An 18361-nucleotide genomic window follows, 5' to 3' on the forward strand; every position below is an offset into this window, starting at 1 on the left:
CGGTGACAAAGCCGCAGCGCAGCGGAGGTTTTGGCATCCGGTGCATAGCCTGGTTATGTGTGTTTAGTCGACAACGAATAGCTTAGCGCCTCGCTCTGTCGATGAACGGTGAAGCTCGGCATTATCTGCGACCTGATAGCTCGAACCGGGACTGAGTAAGAAATGCCGACCGTCTTCTAGTTCAGTATGAAGCTCGCCTTCCAGACAGAGAAGTATGTGCCCCTTGGCACACCAATGATCGGCCAGATAGCCTGGGCTGTACTCAACCATTCGCACTCTGATGTCGCCGAAGTTTCGAGTTTTCCAGTAAGCCACACCCTGTTCCCCAGAGTGCTCGGTCTTCTCAACTTCAGACCAATCAGTAACCCCAAAAGGCAAATTAGTGATGTTCAAGACTGTTCCTCCTTAAGCACATAACGCTGAACTTTGCGGCAATTTTGGAGCCGCGAAGCGGCGGAAAAATTGTCCGCCAACAGTGAATTGCTAGGGGGTATCTATACATTGCAAAATGAACGATACGCGCTCATGAACATTGTCACGTGGTACTTCTACTGTTTCGTAGCCCCATTGCGAATACCACTTTTTCATACCTTCAAAAACTTCTATAGATTCCTCAAAACTTTGATCACGCTCTGAGTCTTTAACGTAAATTTCTTCCCATGGGGGAAGCAGGAAAACAACGCCGTTATAGGGAAACTGTTGGACGTACTGCTCAATTTTATCGCGTTTTAACGCTCCCACTGCATTAAGCACATACAGTGCGTCCAGCACCCCGCGATCAAAGAATACAGCATGGTCGCAGGAAGCTGCACTTCGGTATTTTTCAACATCCGAACTGAGAATCGCTTGGCCGAAAGAAATCGGGTCTGGTCGAGGTGATAGCCCAGCCGTTAATCGTTCTTTGATGATTCGACGGGCAGCCTCCGTCACGACGCGATATCCACGACCCTCTAGGGCATTAAGGATTGTAGTTTTGCCGCCACCGGGGCCGCCAGTGACTACGAATCGATGGTTCATTTCACCCCTAACGCCCGGCTTTAGGGCTGGCTTATAGCCGCGCAGCGGCGGAAAGGCCGTCCCAGCCCCGAAGGGGCGATAACAGCCGTTTGTTAGCCTTACTCACTGATTCGCACCATTTCGTTTGCCAATACTGATTTTCCGTTGTATGACGCCTCAAACTCCCCAGTAACCGTAAAACCGTATTTATGGTACATGGATTTTGCTGGCAAGTTGCTCTTCGCAACGTATAGTTTAGTAGGAGTCCCAACCTCAGCAATCAGATGATCAAACAACGCGCTACCAACCCCTTCGCCACGATACAACGGATGGACAAAAAGAGATCTAATTTCATTTTGGTAAATAGCACCATAGCCAAGAATACCACCGTCCTCATAAACAAAAATTTCGGACTCCATGAGATCTCGAAGTCGTTTCTCGTCCTCCTTCAGGGGCAATAACTGGAATACCTCTCGCTCAAAGCGGAGTTCGTCCAGCTTCGACAGCGAGTAAATTTCGTTCACTTTCTCAAAATCGCTTTCTTGAAATTTCCGTATCATCATAGAGGCTAACGCTGCCAACACGCGCAGCTTTGGAGTGTAGGCATAGCCGCAACGGAAAAGCTGTCGCTGTGCTTGGCCTGGTTATGCATTTTTACCTGTATACAGAGGACTAGCACCATTATTTGTTGCCAGCCACTGCTCGAACCCTTCTATGGTTCGGCCACCTATGTTCAGAGTAAGCTCAACGCCGAAGATCGAAACCACAGAATAGTACTCCGAATAATCTGTGATAATCATGTCGAGCTCATGGAGAATTTCGTAGCTCTCCGTACCGTCGTTAAAAACTTCGTTAACCGGATGAAGGGTTCGGGCTATAAATGGCCAATCTTCGCCTTCGTTAAAGCGTACGTGCCTTCTCAGTTCATCAAGTGCGCTCTGTTCTACAATCTCCGTATTCCAAGAACTAACTTCCTGTGTCTTATGAACTAAAACCTCTAGGCCAACTTTTCCTAAAAATCGCCCCATCAGGCGTTTGCCTGGAAGGTCCAACCCATCTGAAGCATTCCATGCTGGAACTCGACCACGTTTTGAAGGAACTTGCATTCCAGCTCTCAGGTGCCGAAAAATCGGAGACTCCAACAAGGGCCTCTCAACTTTTCTGGCGAAGTACTGATTGCAGTTGTGGCAAACAGCCCCCGGCGGAAGAATATGGTTAACGTTCCCCATCGACTCCGGGATTATGTGCTCACGGGAGCGTTCATTCTTCGTATCTGCTTGGCCGCAAATTCTGAGTGCAACACCTGACCAAACCGGTAGGGTGTTGTATCCATGTCATATTCTGAACTCTGCACTGAAGAACGTGCCACGATCCATGTCAGCTTCGCGCAAGGCTTGAGCATCAGGAAGGTAGCGGCCCTGCTCGAGCGCTCCCCGGCAACGATTAGCCGAGAAATACGGCGCAATAGATCGTCCGATGGCAGCTATCGTGCGCCACATGCGCAACAATGCCGTGATCACCGTCGAGACGGTTGTCGACCAAGGCGCAAACTGCTTCCTGGCAGCCCTCGGTTCGCCCTGATTCAGCACATGCTGCGTCGGCGCTTGTCTCCCGAACAGATCAGCGGCAAGCTCAAGCATATGAATATCCCTGACCTTCGAGACGCCTACGTCTGCCGAGAAACGATCTACAGTGCCATCTACGCGTTGCCCGTCGGTGAACTGAGAAAGGAGCTGATCCATTGTTTGCGGCAAGGCAAGCCAACCCGTAAGCCGCGCCGTGGCCAGGTCGACCGGCGCAACCAGATCCCGGACATGGTCAGCATCCATCTCCGCCCTCCAGAGGTGGAAAAACGTGAATTTCCTGGCCACTGGGAAGGCGACCTGATCAAGGGCAAGAACAATGCATCGGCTGTCGGCACCCTTGTCGAACTCAAAAGCGGTTACCTGATCCTAGCGAAGATGAACGATGCGACTGCTACCTCTGCTGTAGAAGGCTTCAGCGCAGCGCTGAATCGCATGCCGTTGGCCGCACGGAAGAGCATGACGTATGACCAAGGACGTGAGATGACGCAGCACGCCAAGGTCACCCAGAATACTGGTGTCGCTATCTACTTCTGTGACCCACACAGCCCATGGCAGAGGGGCGCCAACGAAAATATCAATGGGCTCATACGACAGTACTTGCCCAAGGGAACGGATCTATCGATCTATAGCCAGCAAGAACTGGATGAGATCGCGCTTGAGCTGAACATGCGCCCGCGAAAGCGCTTCGACTTCAAGTGCCCTATTGAGGTGATGAGCGAGGAGCTGGCGAAGTACCATGAGGTTCCGTCATCGACACATTGACGGTGTTGCACTCAGAGCCTGCATCCGCCATGATTCTGTTCACTTTGGGTCGTTAACTGACTAGACCCAACTTTCAAAACGAGCCCATAAACCCTCGCAGGATATTCCTTTATCAATGCTCACGCGCTGACAACGTCGCCAGTGGCCTTCTGCACTCCATCTGCATAACGAAAGGCTAACTCCTCAACCACCTTAGCACCTGAGCATCGGCTCTGCCCTTTACTCTGCGATTTTTTCATGGGAAGCGTTGTTGCAAAATATCATGTTAATCATGAACTCCACAGCGCTTAAGGCCTTTGATAGCCAAGTCGCCGATATCACGCTTGGCGCTGGCCCTCAATCGACGGCGTAGTGTCACTGTGCCAAGATCATCATGAATCATTGACCCGCAGAAAGAGGAGCACAGAACCACCATGCCTGAGGATTCCTTCTGGTTGGAGCTGTTGAGCAACCGTCTGGTGAGCTCGATTGCGCTCGTGGCGATTCTTATAACGCTGCGCATCCTTGCCGTGCGCGTCATCCGCGGGCGAGAAGAGATTTTGTCCGATTACCGTCGCGCCTGGCTGGCCAGGATCCGCAACGTTGCCGTCATCCTTACGTTACTCGGCCTGGCGTTGATCTGGCTGCCTTCCCTGCACGCCTTTGCGCTGTCCATCACCGCCTTCGCCGTGGCCTTGGTGATCGCGACCAAGGAGCTGATTCTTTGCCTTTCGGGCACCGTGCTGCGTATTGTCAACCAGCCGTTCGAGATTGGCGACTGGGTCGAAATCGGCGACCTGCGCGGCCAGGTGGTCGACGAAACCATGCTGGCAACGACCCTGCAGGAAATCGGCGGCGCGGTGGGACGTTTTGAATACTCCGGCAAGACCATCGTGGTGCCCAACAGCATTTTCCTGACCACGCCGATCCAGAATCAGAACTTCTTCAAGAAGTGGGTGTATCTTGAAGTCTGCGTCGTTTTAGAGCCCAACGTGGATATGCGATCCGAACTGCCAGCCCTTGAGGAGGAGGTGGCATCGCTTCATGCCCCGCATTCCGAATTGGCCCAACGCTACAGCGAAGTGATCAGAAAACGCAGCGGCATCGACATCGCCGATCCACGCCCTCGCGTGACTCTTTCGACCACAGACATTGGCAAGCAGCGCATCGGCGTCACGCTTTTCTGCCCCACGCCCAGCGCCTTTGATATGGAGCACGCCATCAACGACGCTGTGCTGCGCCGTTATTGGCATTTGCGCAATGTGACGAACGCCTCTGCCCCCGCGTGACTAGAAATCGCCTAGTTTCATTTATTGGCAATGAACACGGTAAGCTTGGTCGCACACCACTGCTGAGTAACAATCTCGATGATGATATCCCACTGGATACTCGGCCCTGGCGCCATTGGCCGCCTGTTGGCGCACTCGCTCTCGCCCATGGCGGCGGTCACGCTGATTGGTCGTCGGGCGCTGGCTGAGCAACAATGGCTTACCACACCGGAAGGCGAGCAACGGTCGCAGCTCCTTAATACGTTTACGGTGGCCCAACTGGCTTCTGAAACGCATGCGCCACCTGCCTTTGTGCATATCACCACCAAAGCCATGGCGGCTGAAGCGGCGCTTGAAAGCATTGCAAAGGTCATCCCTTCGACTACCCCGCTGGTGCTTTGGCAAAACGGCTTTCTGGCACAGCCGCGGATTACCCAGGTATGGCCTGGGCCGGTGCTCTGCGCCACCACTACTGAAGGCGCTTATTTAACCGGCGGCGATGGCGTGGTGCATGCGGGGCGCGGGGCGACGTTTATTGGCGATTTGAATAACCAGCACGGTGCTCTGGCGGAAGCGCTGGCGCAGACGTTAACCCAGGTGGGGTTTGCCGCGACGGCAGTGGACGATATTCGAAGCCGCCTGTGGCAGAAGCTGGCGGTGAACGCGGCAATTAACCCACTTGTCGCGCTGCATGGGGTGCGCAACGGCGAGTTGCGTGAAGCAGCGTATGCAGGCCGGGTGAAAGCCATAGTGAAGGAAGTCGCGGCGATCATGCAGGCTGAAGGCATTCAGCCACCGAATGGTGGCCATGGCGAAGACGCATGGCGAGCGCTGGTCTTGCAAGTGGTGGAGAACACCGCCAATAACAAGGCCTCGATGCTTCAGGATGTAGAGGCCAAACGCCCCACCGAGCGCGAGGCGATTTTGGGGCCATTGATCGAAAGCGCCCGTCACCACCACTTGCCGCATGGCGTTCTGCAGGCACTTGATGATGAAATCACCGCATTAGAAGTGGGTTATTCAGTTTCGGCTACCTAAGCCATGAGGACCTTGGCTCACGCCACCGGAATCATCACCACCTTGCGGAAGCTGGGGCGTTCGGTGAGCGCTTGATACCAACGCTCCAAATGGGGGCGTGGCTGCCAGCTAAGGCCGCAGTTGAGCAAGTTGTAGACTGACGGCGCGATGGCAACATCACCCAGACCAAACGCTTCGCCAGAGAACCAGCGCTGCGTGGCAAGCGCGTCATCCATCATGCTAAACAACCCTTCACAGACCTTAAGGGACGCTTCAATGGCCGCATTGTCACGCTGTTCCGGTGGCGTTCTGACATAGCCCGCTAAAATAGCGCGATGCGTGGGCGAAAGCGCGCCAATCGACCAATCCATCCATTTTTCTGCTTGGGCGCGTTGGGCGGGTTCCTCAATCCAGAACTTACCCTCGCCGTACTGGGCCGCTAGGTAACGGATGATGGTGTTGGATTCCCACAGCAGACTGTCGGTGGCATCGTCACGAAATAACGGCACTAGCCCATTGGGGTTCATGGCTAGGTATTCCGGTGTGTTATTTACCCCGTGATGCAGCCCGGCCTGTATCTGCTCGTAGGGCAATGCCAGCTCATCCAGCACCCAGCGGACTTTCTTGACGTTGGTGGAAGTATCGCGACCCCAGAGTGTGATCATGGCCATTCCTTTATGCGTTAGACGCGTTGTCCTGATAAAACCGCATCAAGCTTGAAAAGTCGAGTTTGCCGTTACCGCCTGCTTTATGGAAGGTAAATAGCGAACGAGCGGCGGACCCCATGGGCACGGGCGAGGCACTTAGCTGACTGACATCCATGGCAAGCCCCAAATCTTTGATCATCAAGTCGACCTGGAAACCGCCTTGATAGTCTTTCGACGCAGGCGCATTTTCCATTACCCCTGGGTAGGGGTTATACACATTCAGCGCCCAGTTGCCGCCGGAGCTTTGTTTCATGATTTCTGACAGCACCGCCGGGTCTAGGCCGTTCTTGACGCCCATGTTGATGGCTTCACAGGTGCCCGCCATCAGGATCGACAGCAGCATGTTGTTGCACACCTTGGCGATTTGCCCGGCCCCATGGTCGCCGGCGTGGAAGATGTTTTTGCCCATGGCGTCCAGTACCGGTTTGGCCTGTTCGAACTGGGCTTCACTGCCGCCGACGATAAACGTCAGCGTGCCTGCCTGAGCGCCGCCTACGCCGCCAGAAACCGGCGCATCGACAAAGCCGATGCCCTTTTCGGCGCCGATGGCGGCTACGCTTCGGGCCGTATCGGCATCGATGGTGGAGCAGTCGATAACGATGGCGCTTGATTTAATAACGTCAAACAGCGGCGCGTCGCCTTCGGCGTACAGGCCCATCACATGCTTGCCTGCAGGCAGCATAGAGATCACAACGTCGGCGTCTGCCACGGCCTCCTGGGCGGAGCTTGCCACTTCGCAGCCCTGGGATTTTGCGGTGTCCAACGCGCTGGCTGAAAGGTCAAAAGCACGTACCTTAAAGCCTCCCTTGACCAAGTTAGCGGCCATCGGGCCACCCATATTGCCTAGACCGATAAATGCGACAGTTTTCATGGCGATTGTCCTTGTTATAAGTAAGCTAAAGGTCAGTAAAAATTAGTGAAGATCGTCGAGCGGGTTATTTGCCCACGGCGGTGTTAGCAGTTCATCAATGAAAGATGCCTCCACCGTGGCCACATCGGGGTAGGTCCAGTTGGGCTTGCCATCTTTATCCACCAGCAAAGCACGCACGCCTTCGGGGAATTCTCGGTGGCGGCAACACTGCACCGAAAGCGCCAGCTCAGCCTGGAACACTTCGGCCAATGACATGTACTTAGCGCGCTTGAGCTGTTCATCAATCAGCTTGATGGACACCGGGCTACCGTGGGCCAGTGTTTTTTGCGCTTTGCCAAACCACTTGTCGTCGCTTTTAACACCGGCTATGGCCGCCACAATTTGCTCGACGGTGTCGTGGTCCATCAACTCGCGGATCAGCGGCGAGAATTTATACACCGGCGCTTCCAACTCTTCGAAAACAGGTCGTGAGGCGTGCTCAAGCTCGCGCAGAATACGATTAACCACCCCATGGGTATCGGTCTGCTCGCCTTCGCCCCAAGCGGCGTCAGTTAACTTTTGCGCTAGCGCATCGCGCTGGTGGCTGGCAATGGCTCGGTCAGCAAGGCCCAGATGAACGGCATCCGGTGCGTTGATTTGGCTGCCGGTCATGGCAAGAAACCGGCCGGTGCCGTTGGGCAAACGGTTCAGAAACCAGCTGGCGCCCACATCCGGGTAAAGCCCAATGGTGACCTCGGGCATCGCCAGGCGCGAGGTTTCGGTCACCACCCGGTGGCTGCTTGCGCTAAGCAGGCCCATACCGCCGCCCATGACAATACCGTTGCCCCAGCAAATCACCGGCTTTGGGTAGGTGTGCAGGGCGAAATCCAAACGGTACTCGTGGTTAAAAAAGCGCTCCGGAAAGTCGGGGTCGCCCTCACCTTTTATGGCTTTATAAAGGTTGACCACATCGCCACCGGCGCAAAAGGCTTTTTCCCCTACGCTATCGAGCAGCACGGCAACCACGCGTTCATCGTCCTGCCAATCAGCTAAGCGAGGCAGCATTTCGTCGATCATTTCCAGGGTCAGGGCATTCAGCGAACGCTCAGCATTGAGGGTTATTTCTGCAATGACGTGGCCGTCCTGGGTGGGGTGTTCGGTAAACAGTACGCTACTCATCTAACCATCCTTATTTCGGGCAATCACCATAACGATAAGATCCACACGGCAGCGCTACAGCTCGGCAGCCCCCTCCGCCAGCACGCGGCGTGAAATGATCAGGCGCATGATCTCATTGGTGCCTTCAAGAATACGATGCACGCGGGTATCGCGCACAAAGCGTTCCATTGGGTATTCCTTGATATAGCCGTTACCGCCATATAACTGTAGCGCTTCGTCGCACACCTTAAAGCCTACATCGGTGGCGAAACGCTTGGCCATGGCGCAATAGGTGATCGCATCGGCATCGCCCGCATCCAGCTTAGTGGCCGCTAAACGCACTAGCTGACGCGCAGCGACCAGCTCAGTGACCATATCGGCCAGGCGGAACTGGAGCGCCTGAAAGTCCGCCAGGCGCTTGCCAAACTGCTTGCGCTCCAGCATATAGGCCCGCGCCTCGTTGATGGCCTGCTGAGCCGTACCAATCGAGCAGGTGGCAATGTTGATTCGTCCACCATCCAGGCCTTTCATTGCGATTTTGAAACCATCGCCTTCCTTGCCCAGCAGTTGGCTCGCGGGCACGCGTACGTCTTCGAAGGTGATCATGCGGGTTGGTTGGCTATTCCAGCCCATTTTGGCTTCTTTGCGCCCGTAACTGATGCCGTCAGCATTGGCCTCCACCACAAAGGCGGAAACGCCACCAGCGCCCTCTCCCCCGGTGCGCGCCATTACGATCAACACATCGGTACTGCCCGCGCCGGAAATGAACATTTTGCTGCCGGTTAGCAGGTAGTCATTTCCATCGCGCTTGGCGGTGGTTTTTAACGAAGCCGCGTCGGAGCCGGAGTTGGGCTCGGTGAGGCAGTAAGAGCCAAGCAGTTCGCCGCTAGCGAGCTTTTCACCCCACTGCCCAACGGCGTCAGGCGTGCCAAAGTCTGCAAGCATCCAAGTGACCATATTATGGATGGTGAGGTACGCGGTGGTTGAGGTGCAGCCCATGGAGAGCTGCTCGAAGATGATGCTGGCATCCAGCCTGGAAAGGCCAAGCCCGCCGACGCTTTCCGGCGCGTAAAGCGAGCAAAAGCCCAACTCGCCCGCTTTGCGTATTACATCAACGGGGAAAATAGCCTCCTGGTCCCACTCGGCGGCATGGGGGGCCAACTCGTTTTGGGCAAAGGCGCGCGCCATATCGGCAAACGCAACCTGGTCTTCGCTTAGCTCAAAATTCATAGCGTGTCTCCGCTGAAAGCCGCCCACTTAATCCCAATCGTTTTAAGCGCGCGCTTTCGTTGTTGTGATTGTGTGCTCGAAGCGTGTTGGCCGGTGAAGCCAAAGGGGTTAATTGACGTTTACGTTAACTTATATTTTAAGCCTATCGCAAGCAACTATCTTGCTTCCTCGACCTTTGGCGTAGGCAGATGCTTGGCATAAAAAAAGGGTGCCAAACGGCACCCAACAATGGACAGACTCGGTACGGCTGTATCGATAACACAGCAGAATTTACTTAAAGTTTTTGCGGTACATTTTGCCAAGCTCTCCCACAATACCGCTGCGAAAACTCAGTACGCAGACTACGAAAATAATCCCCAGGATGACGCTCACCCAGTTGCCCAACGGCGACTGAGCAAGGAGATGCTGGAGACTAACCACTAGGCTTGCCCCCATTACCGGGCCTAGCAAGGTGCCAACACCGCCCAGCAGCGTCATCAGAATCACTTCGCCCGACATATGCCAATGGGCATCCGTCAGCGAGGCTAGCTGGAACACGACGGTTTTAGTAGAGCCTGCCAATCCCGCAAGCGCCGCCGAGATAACGAAGGCCACCAACTTGTAAGCGTCCACGTTATAGCCAAGCGATACCGCACGCGGCTCGTTTTCGCGAATGGCCTTGAGCACCTGCCCGAAGGGCGAATGCACCGTACGCTGAATCAACGCAAAGCCAAACACAAAGATCGCCAGCACGAAATAATACATCGCCACGTTATTACGCAGACTAATAAAGCCAAATAGCTCTCCGCGCGGTACGCCGTGAAGGCCATCTTCGCCCCCAGTAAAGGGTGCCTGAACGTAAACAAAGAACATCAGTTGCGCCAGCGCTAACGTCACCATGGCAAAGTAGATACCCTGACGGCGAATCGATAGCACACCAAACACTAGCCCCAACAGGGTTGCCATTAACGTTCCGGCGAGAATACCCAACTCCGGCGTAAGGCCGGGGTAACTGGCCAGCAAATAGCCGGTCACGTAACCGCCACTGGCCAGAAAGGCTGCATGGCCAAACGATAGCAAGCCCGCATAGCCCAGCAATAAGTTGAACGCGCAGGCAAACAGCGCAAAGCAGAGAATTTTCATCAAAAAGACAGGGTAGGCCACAAAGGGGGCTACCAGCGCTATCGCCACCAGCGCGACAAGGAACAGCGTACGCCGCTGTTTGGCCCGCCGCTGCCGCTCGATGACGACCGAAGGGGCCGTTGCGTGTTGAGATTGCGTCATGATTTACGCCTCCTTACCGAACAGCCCTGAGGGGCGTAACAGCAGCACTAAGATCATCACCAGGAAGATCACCGTATTGGCCGCCTCGGGGTAGTATACTTTGGTTAACCCCTCAATAATGCCCATCGACAACCCCGTAATGATGGCGCCTAAAATCGACCCCATACCGCCAATAACGACGACGGCAAACACCACAATCAAAAGGCTTGAGCCCATGGTGGGCGAAACCGGATAAAGCGGCGCCGCCAAGACGCCAGCAAAAGCCGCCAAGCCGACCCCAAAACCATAGGTCAGCGTAATTAGCAGCGGCACATTAACGCCGAAGGCCTGCATTAACTGGGAGTTTTCAGTCCCGGCCCGCAGGTACGCACCCAATCGAGTACGCTCGATCATGAACCAGGTGAATAGGCACATAGCCAACGCGGCGACCAGCACCCAGCCGCGATAAACGGGTAAAAACATAAAGCCTAGATTCACCCCGCCTTGTAGCGACTCAGGCATCACATAGCGCGCGCCAGAGATGCCGAAAATATTGACCAACGTGCCCTCGAATATCAGCGCCAGACCAAAGGTCAACAGCAAACCGTAGAGGTGATCCAGATGGGCAATGCGACGAAGCAGAAAACGCTCCATCAGCATACCGAAAGCCCCTACCACCAGCGGCACCAAGATAAGTGCCAGCCAATAATTAATACCCAAATAGCGAAAGCCCAGCAGCGCGGCAAACGCACCCAGCATGTATTGCGCTCCGTGGGCAAAGTTGACGATCTTCAATAGGCCGAAGATGACCGCCAGGCCCAGACTGAGCAGCGCATAGAAGGCCCCATTCACCAGGCCCAGCGTCAACTGCCCCATGAACACGGCCATTGGCACACCGAATATCATCGTCATGGTACGACTCTCCCCGCCATCAAACGGGTAGCAGCCGGTGGCCGCTACCCGAGGGTGGTTGCTTAGTTATTGCGAAGCTTGGTTTAGTTCTGCACCAGCTTGCACTGGCTCTCAGACAGCGGACGGTAAGCTTCTTCGGCGGGAATGGTGCTGAGGATTTCGTAAAGATCCCACTCACCGGTGGATTCCTCGGGCGTTTTCACCTGAGCAAGGTACATATCGTGAATCATGCGGCCGTCTTCACGAATTTGACCGTTGCGAGCGAAGAAGTCGTTGATCGGTTCCTCGGCCATTTTGGCGCGAATAGTTTCAGGGTCATCAGTCCCTGCCGCTTCAACGGCTTTGAGGTAGTGCATGGTGCTTGAGTAGATACCTGCCTGCACCATGGTCGGCATGCGCTCTTCTTCTTCATAGTATCGCTCTGCCCACTCGCGGGACTCTTCGTCCATATCCCAGTACCAACCGGTGGTCAGTAGCAGGTTTTGAGTGGCTTCAAGCCCCAGCGCATGAACATCGTTGAGGAAGATCAGCAGCCCGGCAAGCTGTTGGCCCGAATCGGTCAAGCCAAACTCGCTAGCGGTGGTAATCGCGTTGACGGTGTCGGAACCAGCGTTCGCCAGACCCACAATCTTGGCACCAGAGCCTTGGGCCTGGAGGATGTAAGAGGAGAAATCATTGGTGGGGAACGGATGGCGCACGCTATCAACAATTTCGCCGCCGCTTTCTTCGACCACCTTGGTAACATCGGCTTCCAGGGCATGGCCAAAGGCGTAGTCCGCGGTTAGCATAAACCAACTATCGCCGCCCTGCTCGACCACCGCTTTCGCCGTGCCGTTAGCCAGCGGGTAAGTATCGTACACCCAGTGAATATGGTTAGGAGTGCAATGCTCGTTGGTGATGCTGGAAGCGGCAGACCCCGAGACAATACCCAGGCCGTCGTTTTCCTCCAGTACTTTGGTGACGGCAATGGATACCGACGAGGCTACCAGCCCGGCGACCATATCGACGTTATCCTCGTCAACCCACTCACGCACTGCGTTGGCCCCAACGTCGGCACTATTACGGTCGTCGGCACTAAATATCTCGATAGGCGTACCATTAACGCTGCCACCGAAGTCTTCAACGGCCATTTCCAGCGCGGTTAAGCCACCCGGCCCGGCTAGGTCGCGGTAGGTACCCGACATATCAGCCAAGTAGCCAATGCGAATTTCGTCATCGCTCATTTCTGCCTGAGCAGCAGAAGCCATTAGGCTCGAGGCTGCCGCAGCGGCAATACAGGTAGCTAGCGTTTTTTTGTTAAAGGTCATGCTGTTCTCCTGGCTCTTGGGAGCCTTTGTTGTTGTGGTGCAGGCGAAGCATTAAGTGCGCTTGGTCAAGCGTTAGCTTGGGCATTAGAGCAAAAAGGTCGTGTCGGTGAGTTATACCCCCAGCATTGAATTTAAATGGTCGCGACGTGACGGCAGCTCGGCTGCGCTAATTTCTTCTACGATTTGCCCGTGCTCCATAACGAAGTGGCGATCCGCCAGCGGGGCGGCAAAGCGAAAATTTTGCTCCACCAGCACAATGGTCATGCCGCGCGACTTAAGCTGCTGCAATACTTCACCAAGCTTTTGTACTATCACCGGTGCCAAACCTTCGGTAATTTCATCCAGTAACAGCATGCGCGCGCCGGTACGAAGAATGCGCGCCATCGCCAGCATCTGCTGCTCGCCGCCCGACAGTCGCGTGCCTTGGCTTTTGCGACGCTCGTACAAATTGGGGAACATGGCGTAAATGTCATCCAGGCTCATCCCGCCTGAACGCACGGTGGGCGGCAGCAGTAGGTTTTCGTGTACATCAAGGCTGGCAAAGATGCCCCGCTCTTCGGGGCAATAGCCAATACCTAAACGCGGAATATGGTGCGGCTTCATGTGCAGGGTTTCGTTGCCATTGATCACGATGGACCCGGTACGCCGCCCCACCATGTTCATAATCGCTTTTAGCGTCGTGCTACGCCCTGCCCCATTGCGGCCAAGCAAGGTCACCAACTCGCCGCGCTTTACGTCAAAATTAACCCCGTGAAGGATGTGCGACTCGCCGTAGAAAGCGTGCATGTCTTGAACACGCAACATTTCCAGAGATTGAGCATCCGGCGAGGCAGTATCGGTATGTGGTGCTTGGGTTTCGGCAGTGTTCATACGGCGACGCCCTCTTTTCCAGGACCCTCTTCTTCTGCGGCATCGCTGCCCATATAGGCTTCGCGGACCAACGGATTGCGGGACACATTATCGTAGTCGCCTTCAGCCAGCACCGCGCCTCGCGCCAGAACGGTAATACGGTCACACAAACGGCTCACCACGCTTAGATTATGCTCGACCATCAATACGGTTCGCCCTTTTGAGACGCGTTTAATCAGCGCCACAATGCGGTCAACATCTTCTGCGCCCATGCCCTGTGTAGGTTCATCCAGCAGCATCATAGTGGGATCAAGCGCCAACGTGGTGGCAATCTCTAGTGCTCGCTTGCGGCCGTAAGGCATCTCTACCGTTAACGTATCGGCATACTCAACAAGCCCGACTTCATCCAACAGCGCCAGCGCCCTTTCATTTAAATGGTCAAGTGATTTGCCCGACTTCCAAAAATGAAAGGACGTGCCCAGCGGCCGCTGAAGCGCTACCCGCACATTCTCAAGCGCTGTCATATGGGCGAACACAGCGGAAATTTGAAACGAGCGCACGAGCCCCAGGCGAGCTATTTCATTGGATTTCATCGAGGTAATCGATTTACCACGGTAGAGAATTTCACCCCGCGTGGGCGGCAAAAATTTGGTCAGCAGGTTGAACACCGTGGTTTTTCCGGCGCCATTAGGGCCAATCAAGGCATGAATGTGCCCCTCTTGTACCTGCAGATTGACATCATCCACCGCCGTAAAACCACGAAACTCCTTGGTCAGCCCTCGTGTTTCGAGGACATGTGCTTTTTGAACATCGTCTGCACACATGAAGTGGTAAGCCTCTTGTTGTTCTTGTGCTGACTCAGAAGGCCCTGACTTACGTTAACGCCGTATTGATCAGTAGCCTCCATACACCAGCCTCTACACTCGGGAGTGGAAATCGTTAGCTGGCAACGCATCCTTACCTGAACGTAAGGTGTAAGTGCAAACTAGCAACCTCTTGCAGGTGATTACAATTACAACTTTGGTCTACGAAAATATACAAAGCTGACAGAAACCTCCAATAATTACTTCAAATTCAGTTAATTACACAAAGTTAATAGCAAACATCGCATTGCAATAATTGCTTTACGTTAACGTAAACTTGTTTTAGCCTCATGGTCAGTGTTCCATAGGGGCATATACTTATTTAAGAGAAAGTCATCATGAGCAAAACCTACTCGATCAGTGAACTAGCCAACGAGTTTGATTTAACCACCCGCAGCATCCGCTTCTATGAAGATCAAGAGTTATTGCACCCGACACGACGCGGACAAACCCGCGTGTACAGCAGTAAAGACCGGGTGCGCCTTAAATTGACCATTCGCGGTAAGCGTCTTGGGTTTTCACTCGCCGAAATCCGCGAGCTATTCGAGCTATGGGATGAAACACGCAGCGGCAGTAAAAAACAGCTGCATTTAATGCTCAGCAAAATAGCCGAACGTCGAGCGGCGCTCGATCAGCAAATGAAAGACATCACCATGGTGCAGCTTGAGCTTGAAAGTGCCGAGATTCGCTGCCGCCAAGCGCTCGAAGAGCTACATCAGAAACAGAGAGAAGAAGAGCAGACGGAATCGTCTGATCAAGCATCGCCCTCTTCGTCCGCGACCACGCACTGACTCAGCCCCATACCGCCAGCACTCTTATCAACACAATGAACAACAGGTGATTGACCATGTTTTCACACTACTCAGAACTGAACTTCGGTCTTGATGACGAACTGAATATGCTGCGCGAGCAGGTCAACGCCTTTGCCTCCAGCGAAATTGCCCCGCGTGCCGCTGAGATCGATCAGTCCAATGAGTTTCCTAATGATTTATGGAAGAAGTTTGGCGATATGGGACTGTTGGGAATTACCGTATCTGAAGAAGACGGCGGCAGCGGCATGGGCTATCTCGCCCACTGTATAGCCATGGAAGAAATTTCCCGGGCCAGCGCATCGGTGGCGCTATCTTATGGCGCGCACTCCAACCTGTGCGTCAACCAAATCAAAATTAACGCTTCTGCCGAGCAAAAAGCCAAATACCTGCCCAAGTTAATCAGTGGCGACCACGTGGGGGCACTTGCCATGTCCGAACCCGGTGCAGGCTCGGATGTGGTCTCTATGCAGCTGCGCGCCAAGCGAGATGGCGATCATTACATTCTCAACGGCAACAAGATGTGGATCACCAACGGCCCGGATGCGGACGTACTGGTGGTGTATGCCAAAACCGATCCAGACGCCGGCTCCAAGGGCATCACTGCCTTTATTATCGAAAAAGGCATGCCCGGCTTCTCTACCGCCCAGAAGCTCGACAAACTCGGCATGCGCGGCTCCAATACCTGCGAGTTGGTGTTCCAGGACTGCGCCGTTCCCGCTGAAAACATACTCGGCGATGAAGGCAAGGGCGTTCGGGTATTGATGAGCGGATTGGATTTTGAGCGCACCGTGCTGGCCGCTGGCCCCATCGGCATTATGCAGGCCGCCATGGACGTGGTGTTGCCCTATATCCATGAGCGCAAACAATTCAATCAGTCGATAGGTGAGTTCCAACTGGTACAGGGCAAAGTGGCCGATATGTACACCACTCTGAACGCCTGCCGCGCCTATTTATACGCGGTCGCGGGCGCCTGTGATCGGGGCCAGACCTCCCGTAAAGACGCAGCCGGCGTAATCCTCTACTGCGCTGAAAAAGCCACCCAGGTGGCACTGGACTCCATTCAGCTACTCGGCGGCAACGGCTATATCAACGAATACCCCACCGGACGCCTGCTGCGCGATGCCAAGCTATATGAAATTGGCGCGGGCACCAGCGAGATTCGGCGCATGCTGATTGGCCGCGAACTGTTTACTGAAAGCAAATAAAGGTCGCGCCATGAGCACTGTGAATAGCCAAGTCAATCCGCGTAGCGATGTGTTTCAAGCCAACGAAGCCTCTATGCTGGGTGAAGTCAACAAACTACGTGCGCTGACCGCCGCCGTCGCCCAGGGCGGCGGTGCCAAAGCCCGCGAGCGTCACGAAAGCCGGGGTAAGCTGTTTGTGCGTGACCGAATCGATCACTTGATCGATGAAGGCTCGCCGTTTCTCGAATTTTCAGCGCTTGCCGCCCACCACGTTTATGAAAGCGAGATACCGGCGGCAGGTGTGGTGACCGGCATTGGCCGCGTTTCCGGCGTCGAGTGCGTGATTGTCGCCAACGATGCCACGGTGAAAGGCGGCACCTACTTCCCACTCACGGTGAAAAAACATATTCGCGCCCAGGAGATCGCCCGTAAACATCGCCTGCCGTGTATCTATTTAGTCGACTCCGGCGGCGCTTTTCTGCCCCGCCAGGATGAAGTCTTCCCCGACCGCGACCACTTCGGGCGCATCTTCTACAACCAGGCGACCATGTCCGCCGAAGGCATTCCGCAAATTGCCGTGGTGATGGGCTCCTGTACCGCGGGCGGCGCTTATGTACCCGCCATGGCGGATGAGTCGATCATCGTTAAGGAGCAGGGCACGATTTTCCTCGGCGGCCCACCCTTGGTAAAAGCCGCCACCGGCGAGAGCATCAGCGCTGAAGACCTGGGGGGCGCCGATGTCCACGCCAAGGTCAGCGGCGTGGCCGACCACTATGCAGAAAACGACGCCCATGCACTTCAACTTGCCCGCGCCTGTGTATCACGGCTGAACTGGCAAAAGCGCGGCAAGCTTGCCATGCAGGCGCCCAAGCCGCCCAAACTCGACCCGTCTGAACTGTATGGCATTGTCGGCACCGACCTTAAAAAGCCTTTTGATGTACGCGAAGTGATTGGCCGCATCGTCGATGACTCCGACTTTGACGAGTTCAAGCGCTACTACGGCGAAACCCTGGTCACCGGCTTTGCCCATATTCACGGCTACCCGGTGGGCATTGTGGCCAACAACGGCGTGCTGTTTTCCGAAAGCGCCGTGAAAGGTGCGCACTTTATCGAGCTATGCGCCCAGCGCAAGATTCCGCTGGTGTTCCTGCAGAACATCACCGGTTTTATGGTCGGTTCCAAGTACGAGCACGAAGGCATTGCCAAGCACGGCGCCAAACTGGTGACTGCCGTGGCCTGCGCCAAGGTGCCCAAATACACCGTGCTAATTGGTGGCAGCTTTGGCGCCGGCAACTACGGCATGTGTGGTCGCGCCTATGACCCCAACCTGCTGTTTATGTGGCCTAACGCGCGCATTTCAGTGATGGGTGGCGAGCAGGCAGCAGGCGTACTTGCGCAGGTAAAACGCGAACAGTACGAGCGCGATGGCAACGAGTGGACGAAAGCCGATGAAGAAGCCTTTAAGCAACCCACCCGCGACCAGTACGAGCACCAGGGCCACCCCTACTACGCCAGCGCCCGACTATGGGACGACGGCGTCATCGACCCGCTGCAAACCCGCGATGTGCTGGGGCTTTCACTAGCCGCCGCGATGAACGCAGACATCGAAGACACACGTTTCGGCGTGTTCCGCATGTAG

The 18361-nt window shown here is 55.0% G+C and carries 19 protein-coding genes; 6 read left to right on the top strand and 13 right to left on the bottom strand.

The genetic code is table 11. The features are described from left to right. Window positions 1-63 precede the first annotated feature (63 nt). The 4 genes from CPH17_RS04220 to CPH17_RS04235 all read right to left on the bottom strand — a co-directional run bounded on the left by CPH17_RS04220 (window position 64) and on the right by CPH17_RS04235 (window position 2102). Window positions 64-393 carry a DHCW motif cupin fold protein gene (locus tag CPH17_RS04220; protein ID WP_074396171.1) on the bottom strand — a complete coding sequence of 110 codons (330 nt, stop codon included), beginning with the start codon at window positions 391-393 and terminating at the stop codon, window positions 64-66. A gap of 90 nt (window positions 394-483) precedes the next feature. Next, window positions 484-1017, bottom strand: a complete 534-nt coding sequence (locus CPH17_RS04225; protein ID WP_074396170.1) for an AAA family ATPase — start codon at window positions 1015-1017, stop codon at window positions 484-486. 98 nt (window positions 1018-1115) lie between these two features. Continuing rightward, complete coding sequence (locus CPH17_RS04230; protein WP_231898075.1) at window positions 1116-1577, bottom strand: GNAT family N-acetyltransferase; 462 nt, start codon at window positions 1575-1577, stop codon at window positions 1116-1118. Window positions 1578-1640: 63 nt separating this feature from the next. Next, window positions 1641-2102 (bottom strand): hypothetical protein, encoded by a 462-nt coding sequence (locus CPH17_RS04235; protein WP_231898076.1) that lies wholly within the window; start codon window positions 2100-2102, stop codon window positions 1641-1643. Window positions 2103-2327: 225 nt separating this feature from the next. Here CPH17_RS04235 and CPH17_RS04240 point away from each other — a divergent pair, with 225 nt between their 5' ends. From CPH17_RS04240 to CPH17_RS04250, 3 genes are all read left to right on the top strand, one after another. After that, the gene (locus CPH17_RS04240; protein WP_027336024.1) at window positions 2328-3344 is read left to right on the top strand and encodes an IS30 family transposase; all 1017 of its coding nucleotides are present in this window, start codon (window positions 2328-2330) and stop codon (window positions 3342-3344) included. 413 nt (window positions 3345-3757) lie between these two features. Next, entirely contained in the window at window positions 3758-4612 is an 855-nt protein-coding gene (locus CPH17_RS04245; protein WP_096298343.1) for a mechanosensitive ion channel family protein, read from the top strand. A gap of 81 nt (window positions 4613-4693) precedes the next feature. Continuing rightward, a complete protein-coding gene (locus CPH17_RS04250; RefSeq protein WP_096300891.1) occupies window positions 4694-5629 on the top strand; it encodes a ketopantoate reductase family protein in 936 nt (311 codons plus the stop codon). A gap of 17 nt (window positions 5630-5646) precedes the next feature. Here the strand turns inward: CPH17_RS04250 and CPH17_RS04255 are convergent, their stop codons facing one another. The 9 genes from CPH17_RS04255 to CPH17_RS04295 form a co-directional block, all read right to left on the bottom strand. Then, window positions 5647-6273, bottom strand: coding sequence for a glutathione S-transferase family protein (locus tag CPH17_RS04255; RefSeq protein WP_096298345.1), 627 nt, complete (start codon window positions 6271-6273; stop codon window positions 5647-5649). Between the two features lie 10 nt (window positions 6274-6283). Beyond that, a complete protein-coding gene (gene mmsB, locus CPH17_RS04260; RefSeq protein ID WP_096298347.1) occupies window positions 6284-7186 on the bottom strand; it encodes a 3-hydroxyisobutyrate dehydrogenase in 903 nt (300 codons plus the stop codon). A gap of 42 nt (window positions 7187-7228) precedes the next feature. Beyond that, on the bottom strand, window positions 7229-8344 hold the full coding sequence (locus CPH17_RS04265) for an enoyl-CoA hydratase/isomerase family protein (protein ID WP_096298349.1): 1116 nt from the start codon (window positions 8342-8344) through the stop codon (window positions 7229-7231). Between the two features lie 54 nt (window positions 8345-8398). Further along, entirely contained in the window at window positions 8399-9553 is a 1155-nt protein-coding gene (locus tag CPH17_RS04270; RefSeq protein WP_074396615.1) for an acyl-CoA dehydrogenase family protein, read from the bottom strand. Window positions 9554-9823: 270 nt separating this feature from the next. Then, the gene (locus CPH17_RS04275; protein ID WP_096298351.1) at window positions 9824-10816 is read right to left on the bottom strand and encodes a branched-chain amino acid ABC transporter permease; all 993 of its coding nucleotides are present in this window, start codon (window positions 10814-10816) and stop codon (window positions 9824-9826) included. 3 nt (window positions 10817-10819) lie between these two features. Beyond that, on the bottom strand, window positions 10820-11707 hold the full coding sequence (locus tag CPH17_RS04280) for a branched-chain amino acid ABC transporter permease (protein WP_096298353.1): 888 nt from the start codon (window positions 11705-11707) through the stop codon (window positions 10820-10822). A gap of 83 nt (window positions 11708-11790) precedes the next feature. Then, window positions 11791-13014, bottom strand: coding sequence for an ABC transporter substrate-binding protein (locus CPH17_RS04285; RefSeq protein ID WP_096298355.1), 1224 nt, complete (start codon window positions 13012-13014; stop codon window positions 11791-11793). A gap of 111 nt (window positions 13015-13125) precedes the next feature. Continuing rightward, window positions 13126-13884, bottom strand: a complete 759-nt coding sequence (locus tag CPH17_RS04290; protein WP_172898688.1) for an ABC transporter ATP-binding protein — start codon at window positions 13882-13884, stop codon at window positions 13126-13128. After that, window positions 13881-14687, bottom strand: a complete 807-nt coding sequence (locus tag CPH17_RS04295; protein WP_074396620.1) for an ABC transporter ATP-binding protein — start codon at window positions 14685-14687, stop codon at window positions 13881-13883. Before CPH17_RS04295 ends, CPH17_RS04290 begins: the two co-directional genes overlap by 4 nt. 377 nt (window positions 14688-15064) lie before the next feature. Between CPH17_RS04295 and CPH17_RS04300 the strand changes: the two genes are divergently transcribed. From CPH17_RS04300 to CPH17_RS04310, 3 genes are read left to right on the top strand one after another with little or no spacing between them, the layout of a single operon-like run. Next, window positions 15065-15517, top strand: a complete 453-nt coding sequence (locus CPH17_RS04300; protein WP_074396621.1) for a MerR family transcriptional regulator — start codon at window positions 15065-15067, stop codon at window positions 15515-15517. 56 nt (window positions 15518-15573) lie between these two features. Next, entirely contained in the window at window positions 15574-16743 is a 1170-nt protein-coding gene (locus CPH17_RS04305; RefSeq protein WP_074396622.1) for an isovaleryl-CoA dehydrogenase, read from the top strand. A 10-nt stretch (window positions 16744-16753) separates the two neighbouring features. Beyond that, complete coding sequence (locus CPH17_RS04310) at window positions 16754-18361, top strand: carboxyl transferase domain-containing protein (protein ID WP_074396623.1); 1608 nt, start codon at window positions 16754-16756, stop codon at window positions 18359-18361.

The organism is Halomonas sp. hl-4 (genome assembly GCF_900215475.1).
Lineage (GTDB): Bacteria > Pseudomonadota > Gammaproteobacteria > Pseudomonadales > Halomonadaceae > Vreelandella.